8 protein-coding genes and 2 pseudogenes are annotated in these 7,420 nt (G+C 37.8%); 6 read left to right on the top strand and 4 right to left on the bottom strand.

Annotation, left to right across the window (positions count from 1 at the left end):
• The coding region (locus CBG25_RS05245; RefSeq protein ID WP_290603898.1) for a transposase family protein at window positions 1-353 on the top strand (353 nt) is incomplete at its 5' end.
• 50 nt (window positions 354-403) lie between these two features.
• Here CBG25_RS05245 and CBG25_RS05240 read toward each other — a convergent pair.
• Window positions 404-799, bottom strand: coding sequence for a helix-turn-helix domain-containing protein (locus CBG25_RS05240; RefSeq protein ID WP_290605056.1), 396 nt, complete (start codon window positions 797-799; stop codon window positions 404-406).
• Window positions 800-1,045: 246 nt separating this feature from the next.
• Here CBG25_RS05240 and CBG25_RS05235 point away from each other — a divergent pair, with 246 nt between their 5' ends.
• Together CBG25_RS05235 and CBG25_RS05230 are read left to right on the top strand one after the other, a co-directional pair.
• Complete coding sequence (locus tag CBG25_RS05235; protein ID WP_290605054.1) at window positions 1,046-1,687, top strand: hypothetical protein; 642 nt, start codon at window positions 1,046-1,048, stop codon at window positions 1,685-1,687.
• A 94-nt stretch (window positions 1,688-1,781) separates the two neighbouring features.
• A complete protein-coding gene (locus CBG25_RS05230; protein WP_290605052.1) occupies window positions 1,782-2,333 on the top strand; it encodes a secretion protein EspA in 552 nt (183 codons plus the stop codon).
• Window positions 2,334-2,735: 402 nt separating this feature from the next.
• Here the strand turns inward: CBG25_RS05230 and CBG25_RS05225 are convergent, their stop codons facing one another.
• Window positions 2,736-3,650 carry a pentapeptide repeat-containing protein gene (locus CBG25_RS05225; protein WP_290605050.1) on the bottom strand — a complete coding sequence of 305 codons (915 nt, stop codon included), beginning with the start codon at window positions 3,648-3,650 and terminating at the stop codon, window positions 2,736-2,738.
• A gap of 385 nt (window positions 3,651-4,035) precedes the next feature.
• On the opposite strand from CBG25_RS05225, the pseudogene CBG25_RS05220 reads away from it, so the two are divergent.
• Window positions 4,036-4,368 (top strand): annotated as a pseudogene (locus CBG25_RS05220) (SIS domain-containing protein); the annotation flags it as partial.
• A 98-nt stretch (window positions 4,369-4,466) separates the two neighbouring features.
• On the opposite strand, the gene CBG25_RS05215 reads toward CBG25_RS05220, so the two are convergent.
• Window positions 4,467-6,401, bottom strand: a complete 1,935-nt coding sequence (locus CBG25_RS05215) for an ABC transporter ATP-binding protein (RefSeq protein WP_290605048.1) — start codon at window positions 6,399-6,401, stop codon at window positions 4,467-4,469.
• A gap of 116 nt (window positions 6,402-6,517) precedes the next feature.
• Between CBG25_RS05215 and CBG25_RS05210 the strand changes: the two are divergent.
• Window positions 6,518-6,943: pseudogene (locus CBG25_RS05210) on the top strand (NAD(P)H-dependent oxidoreductase); the annotation flags it as partial.
• A gap of 66 nt (window positions 6,944-7,009) precedes the next feature.
• Window positions 7,010-7,174 carry a hypothetical protein gene (locus tag CBG25_RS05205; RefSeq protein ID WP_290605046.1) on the top strand — a complete coding sequence of 55 codons (165 nt, stop codon included), beginning with the start codon at window positions 7,010-7,012 and terminating at the stop codon, window positions 7,172-7,174.
• A 13-nt stretch (window positions 7,175-7,187) separates the two neighbouring features.
• Here CBG25_RS05205 and CBG25_RS05200 read toward each other — a convergent pair.
• The coding region (locus tag CBG25_RS05200; RefSeq protein WP_290604297.1) for a transposase at window positions 7,188-7,420 on the bottom strand (233 nt) is incomplete at its 5' end.

Here is a 7,420-nt window from a genome sequence, read left to right as displayed (position 1 = left end):
TGAGCAAAAATGGGCGCCGTCACGATAAACGCTTACTCGATAAAGTCGATATAATTCGCCATATTCCTCCTGAGGTAACCATCTGGGCAGATACCGGTTTTCAAGGTATAGATAAACAGCATCCTAATACACAAATCCCAAAAAAAGGAACTCGAAAAAGACCTTTATCGCCTGAACAAAAACAAGAAAATAAAATAATCTCGGGCATCCGTATTACAGTTGAACACGCCATCGCGGGTATCAAGCGCCTCGGTTGCATGACCCAAATTTTACGGAATCGTAGACCCTTTATTGATGATACCTTCTTACTCCTTAGCGCAGGTCTTTGGAATTTCCATCTCAGAACAGCGTAAAATTTACTTCAATCACCGAAACACCCTTATTTCACTATTAAGCAACACGCTTAGAGTTTCCCTCCTGCCAGTCGGTCTCTCTTTATATAGCGATAAAGCGTATTCTTGCTGACAGAAACACCATGCTTCAAACGTAGCCTTCCACTGATAACTTCTGGCGAGGTATGTAAAGCAAGCTCCTTACGGATAAAATCCTGCGTTTGCGGGGTTTGTTGATTAAATGCATCTCGTGTAGATTTATTGAGACGTCTGGCTTTCGCTAAGGTATCGGCTCTTCTGCAAGAATAAAGTCCATGGAAAGCGGGATCAGTATTACGTTTGAGTTCCCTGCTGACAGTTGAACGAGAAAGCCCCAATTCTCTAGCAATAGTGGCCTGAGTAACACCGTCAATTATTCGTTTTTCGATATAAAAACGCTCATGTAAGTTCAAATGTTTTCCCTTCATACAACAATATCTCTTATGGGGTAATTACAGTAATTTTATCTATGTATGACCAAGGATTTACTTTGTTGCATTTCGTTTGGGAATTGGCGATCTAGATTAATAAAGAATGTTTACAGCAAACAACTCCAGTATTTAACTGATTGATCGCTTTTGAATATTGTAAGATAAAGGAGTTTAGGTTAACCAAGTACACGCAAAATTATCATATATTTTGCTTCAATGCCTCTTATGAAAAAGGAAAAAATGATGAATGATATTCAATCAACTTTACCGGCTACAAATTCAGTAACTCAATATAATACATCATCATATAGTGATGGTATGGAGACCATTTCTCAAATCAACGAACTGATGATGATGCTAACTGAAATGCTAAAAAAACTCCGTAATACCTTGCAAGAATTTAACCAGAAACAGCAAGAACTCGGATGGAATATCCAGGTTGCTTCAATGGATAAAAAACGTGAAGGCATAGATAACGCAAATTCTGCGGCAAAATGGGCAGCATGGGGACAAATAGCTGCAGGCGGGATCGGCCTAGCTGGAACAGGGGCTGGAGCATTATATGGTCGTTCCGCCGCGGTAGCTGCAAATACAGTTGATAAAGCCAATCAGGCAATGCAAACAAGTTTAACAGTCGGAGGACAGATTGGATCAGGTTTAGGTCATGGCACACAAGGCATTACACAAATACAATCGGCTAACGACACAAAATTAGCAGAACTAGATAAATTGACAGGAGAACTTCAAACAACTAATGCGCAAAATTACGCAAAAAATACTAATGATTTAGCAGACAAAATTCGGCAAGTTTCTGAGCAAATGAGAGCTTTTACGAAAGATTTAGTTGAGTTACATAGTCGAATAAATTCGGCCATTCGCCATTAAAATTCGTTTTAACAATTAAAGTTAATAAACTCACTGTATGTATTTTTTAAGATATGAAAAAAAAAGAACCATCATAAATTTAAGAGGATAAATTATGATTACTTCATCAGTGGATTCATTCAGCAGTAATGCTATTTCAGGATCGTATAGTGTTACACATGGCTATAAAGAAGATCCTATATTATCTCAAGGTATAGAAATATTATATACTTTCATGAACTTACTCTCAGATTTAGCCAACGAAAAATATCTTGAAATGAAAAAAAGAGCTGATTTTTCAAGAGATTCTCAAGAAATGGCTAACCGAGTTGATGAAATCATCGCTAAGGTAGAGAAAGAAGGCGATAAAGCAAAAGCAGAGATTCCTGATCACGTCAGAATATTTATGGAAAAAAATAACATCACTGTTGACGGAAAAAACATCAACGATTACGCGCCAAAAGGTCAAGCTTTAGATCAAGGTCAATTACAATCGGTTAAAGCCGCCATCAAAACCTTATCAGACAGAGCATCTGATTTTGTTTCTCAATCACAATTACAAATTCAAAAAGTCATGCAAACTTACAATGTTACCGTTAGTTTACTCAATAGTATGCAAACTATGTTAGGAGAAATGAACAAATCAATCGCGCAAAATATCCGCTAAAAATGAGAATGATATCAAATACAGAAGGTAAATAACCGCAGGTTCGCACAATGGCGTTATGTGTAAATGGCCGCCGTCTGCGAGGAGATATTTTCGCAGACGGCTATTCAACATAACGGCGTTGTATATTGTGCGAACCTTAATGATAAATTTAGGGTAAAGAAGATTAATTCAAGAAATCTATTCATCTTATAACAACCTGTATCACATAATAATAATAATAACGATAAAACGTTTTACAGAGCGATACAAGAGCTTCTAGGATAATAACTGAAGATTAGGGTTAATGTCTTATACATAGGATGGTCAACTTTAGTTGACCACTACATTTATATTGGCAGATGAATCATTTTCTTCGCATTGGTAGCGAACGACATACATAAATTTTATATTTGAATAAACCTATCCATACCTGATGTATTTTACTGGCCAGTGAACATTAGTTTGGTTAGCCCCAGGCATTTTAGCTAGGGATAAATCGACATTAGACATGTTTATATTAGTCATGTTGGAACAAGCTAAATTAGTACGAAACAGGTCTGCATCGGATAGATTGGCACCAGACAAATTGGAACAAGTTAGGTCTGCGTCAGATAGGTCTGCGTTAGATAAGTCTGCGTTAGATAGGTTTACGTTCGATAGATCAGCACCTCTTAGATCTGCATCCTGTAGGTTAGCACGAATCATAATTGACTGTGATAGTCTTGCATTCGATAAGTCTGTATTCTGTAGGTTAGCTCGGAATAAATTGCTCTGTGATAAGTCTACGTTGGAGAGATCTGCGTCAGATAGGTCTGCGTTCGATAGATCTGCGTTTGAAAGGTTTTTATCCGTCAGATTAGTATTGGACAGATCCACTCCCCTTAGGTTCATCTTACCCTGCTCTGTTAATATCAACGGATTTTGATAAATTTTAAGCTCATCTCTAAGCTTTAGTGTGCGGCATACATCTACGTATGTTCCTAGTGGGATTTTAGTGGATATAGAATCATTTCCCTTGCAAACCTTAACCTTAACAACATTCCTTTCTATGGGGGTGAATGATACTGAGCATCCTAAAATATTATTCAATTTGAACTCTGGGGCCATTGATCTCTTTATGTTTTCTTCGAGCTCCTCAGTATCCCATTTTTGTAAAGCGCTAACCATAGAATCTATCAGGTCCGTATATAGTTTTTCATTATTTCTACGCACACCTCCAAAAGTAAAAAAATTAATTATATGTTGTAGTATATTGCGTGGAGAGGTGGCATCTCTCATAGCTGAACCTGTAGCGCGAGCCATATCACATATGTTAAGCATATTATTAATATTCATTATTAATTCCTCATTCAGAGTTAGATAATAAAATACTTAATATTAACCTTTATCTAATATACCCTATTCTTATTTTTGCATTTTATCAATGTTAATCAACAAGCAACCGTATAATTTAACTCTTCACTTGTTTTAGTTCGATAAAGTTAATCTTTCTAAAATGCTTGTATGTGATAATTAGCTATCATCCTAGGGGCTGTCGTCACGAGTTAAAGAGAAGTATCGTTTGTTTTTTTTTAAACAAAAACAACAGAGAAAAGGTAGATTTACATCATAAGTTTGATTAAATAAATCATCTTACAGGCATGGTGGTGAGTAAATTTCGACCATAAATTGAATGTTAAATATACTATATCTCGGTATGTTCATCTTGTGACGACAGCACCTAACCCTTACTGCAAAAGATATTCAGATTGCTATTTCATTTAGCGGAAAGCGAAAAAATATTTGTGAAGCGGCAGCAATAGCTAAGCAGCAGGGAGCGAAAGTAATTGCCATTGTTGGTAATAAACAACAGACACCATTAGTGCAGTTAGCTGATTATGTATTGGAAAGTATCGCTGGTGAAAATGAATGGCGAAGTTCGTCAATTTCTTCTCGTGCCGCCCAAAATACGTTGACCGATTTGTTATTCCTAGCGCTATTACAAAAACGGGAGGTAAAAGCCCGTTCATTAATCATAAATGCCCGTTTAATGATCAACAAATTAGATGAATAGTGACTGACGGCACGATGAGGCTAATCGTAGCCTCATTAATGCCAGCTGCGCTTAATTAAGTTTTATTATACTGTTAAAAAAATCTGTCTTGAATCGAATTATGCCTGACATTCAAACTCTTTTATCATATTTTCCAGAGTTTCTTGCTGTGCTAGCCACTCGGTTTCGGTTTCCTCTAATGTCGATTTTGTTTCAGTTTGCTGTTTTAGGTAATTATTGAGTTCAGATTTACGATTGTGGTTATAAATATCACTATCAGCCAGTTTTTGTTCAATTTGAGCTAATTGATTAGATAGATTTGTGATCTTTTGTTCTAACATTGATAACTGTTTTCTGAGTGGCTGCGTGCGTTGGCGGAATTCTGCCTCACGTCGTTTTTGTTCTTTACGATCTTGGGCAGTTAAGTTAGCTGATAGCATCTTATCTTGTAACTGTTCCTGACGAATTTGTTGGTGCTGTTGTTTATTCTGTTCGGTTAACCATTTTTGATAGTCGTCCAGATCACCAGCAAAAGGTTCAACCTGACCTTGATGAATGCGATAAAATTCATCTGTTGTTGAGCGCAGTAAATGGCGATCATGGGACACAACAATTAAGGCGCCATCAAATACAATCAATGCTTCTGTTAATGCCTGTCGCATATCCAAATCTAGATGGTTAGTTGGCTCATCGAGCAGCAGAAGATTGGGCCGTTGCCAGACAATCAAGGCTAATACTAACCTCGCTTTTTCCCCGCCGGAAAAATGCATGCATGGCTCATTTACTTTGTCGCCTTTAAAGCCAAAGCCACCAAGATAGTCGCGCAAATGTTGTTCAGTTTCTTGCGTAGCAAGGCGGTAAAGATGTTGTAATGGCGATTCATCCATGCGCAGATAATCTAATTGATGTTGTGCGAAATAACCGAGTTTAATGCTTTTCGCTAAGGAAATTTCCCCCTGTTGGGGTAATAGATCACCAGCCAGTAACTTGATTAAGGTTGATTTACCTGCCCCGTTACGGCCGAGTAAACCAATTCTTGAGCCGGGAACCAGATTGAGTTTAATTGATTTTAAGATTACTTTATCGCCGTAGCCAGCGCTAACTTTTTCCATTTTAAGCAGGGGATTAGGTAAACAATCTGGTGCTCGAAACGAAAAGTAAAATGGGTTATCAATGTGGGCGGGAGCAACTAGTTCCATACGCTCTAACATTTTGATCCGGCTCTGTGCCTGTTTAGCTTTTGTTGCTTTATAACGAAAACGATCAATATATTTTTTTAAATGGTTAACTTTTTCTTGTTGGTTTTCGTAAAGTGCTTGTTGTTGCGCCAGTTTAGTCGCTCTTTGTTGCTCAAAGGAAGTATAATTACCGGTATATTCGAATAAATTTTCTTGTTCGATATGCAGCACTTTGTCAATGATAGGATCGAGAAAATCTCTATCATGGGAAATCAGGATCAGAGTGCCGGCATAATTTTTAAGCCATTTTTCTAACCAAATAACCGCGTCTAAATCTAAATGGTTAGTTGGTTCATCGAGTAATAATAGATCAGAACGACAAATTAAAGCTTGTGCCAGATTTAGTCGCATCCGCCATCCGCCGGAAAAGGCGCTGACAGGTTCATCTATTTGTAATGGTGAAAAACCTAAACCATGTAATAAACTAGCAGCACGAGCGCGAATACTCCAAGCATTGATAGCATCCAGTTGACCATGTATTAATGCAATAGCATGGCCATCATTTTTGTCATTTGCTAGTTGTAGTTGTTTTTCTAATTTGCGGTATTCGTGATCGCCATCAATCACATTTTCAATGGCAGATTTTTTTAGCGCAGGTGTTTCTTGATTGACCCAAGCGAGAGCCCAAGTTGTTGGAAAAGTAATACTTCCTGCTTCAGGTTGCATATCACCTTTGATTAACGAAAATAGGGTCGATTTTCCACAGCCATTTTTGCCAATTAAGCCCACTTTTTGACCTGGTGTGATAGAAGCTGTTGCACTATTTAGTAAAACCCGAATACCACAGCGCATTTGTAGCAATGAAAATACAATCATATAAACCGTATCTTGATAATATATTAAATCATTTATAATTTTAAAGAATATAAATGGCCTTTGGTGTGTATGTTAACTAAAAATTGTGCTTCTGGCACGCTTTTGAGGAGCTAATTATGTCGCTACCACCCAAGATTCTCATTATCTATGCCCATCCTGAACCTACTGAATCTGTGGCGAATAAGATGCTCATTGAATATGTTCAGGATTTAGACAATGTTGTGATCCATGATTTATATGGTACTTATCCGGACTATTTTATTAATGCCAGCTATGAACGGAAGTTGCTTTGTGAGCATGAAATTATCATTTTTCAGCATCCGCTTTATACCTATAGTTGTCCATCTCTTTTGAAAGAGTGGTTCGATAGAGTATTAACGCGAAATTTTGTTTGTGAGCAAAGTAAACAACTTAAAGGCAAATATTGGCGTTCAGTTATTACTACCGGAGAGCGTCAGGAAGCTTATCAATATGGTGGTTATAACCGTTTTCCGTTAACTGAATTGTTACGTCCTTTTGAACTTATTGCTTTAATGTGTCACGAGTTTCGCAGTCTCTAAAAAAGAAGTATAAATTTAAAAACAAGAAAAAATCAGGATGTTCATATTTTGTCCGGTTATCCATGCATTAAAGATATCTATAAAATATTCTTGCGGGCACCTCGAAAAACTCAAGATTTTCAATTAACCCTTGGCTTTCATTCTATAATTAGATTTTTTTTGATTATCACGCTACTGATTCTATCGCACATTGCCCTGGCTAGGGCCATTTGACCCATTCTGGGCGTCAGAAAGCCACGATGCACGCGCTCTGGAAGTACGCCAACCGCTTTAGGTTGTAACATGCTGCCATCATCGTCATGGCAAAATTAGCGCGCACCTGTCCAATGGTGCGGATCAGTTTTCTACCCATTTGTTCCATCGCCGCAAATGCATGTTCAACCCGTGCCCTAGTCTTTGCAATCCTGTGGTTTCGCCCTTGCTGAGTCTTGGACAACGGTTTGTTTCGATGGCCTTTAC

It is taken from the genome of Arsenophonus sp. ENCA (genome assembly GCF_002287155.1).
Lineage (GTDB): Bacteria > Pseudomonadota > Gammaproteobacteria > Enterobacterales > Enterobacteriaceae > Arsenophonus > Arsenophonus nilaparvatae.
This window is presented reverse-complemented; position numbering and strand designations above follow the sequence as displayed.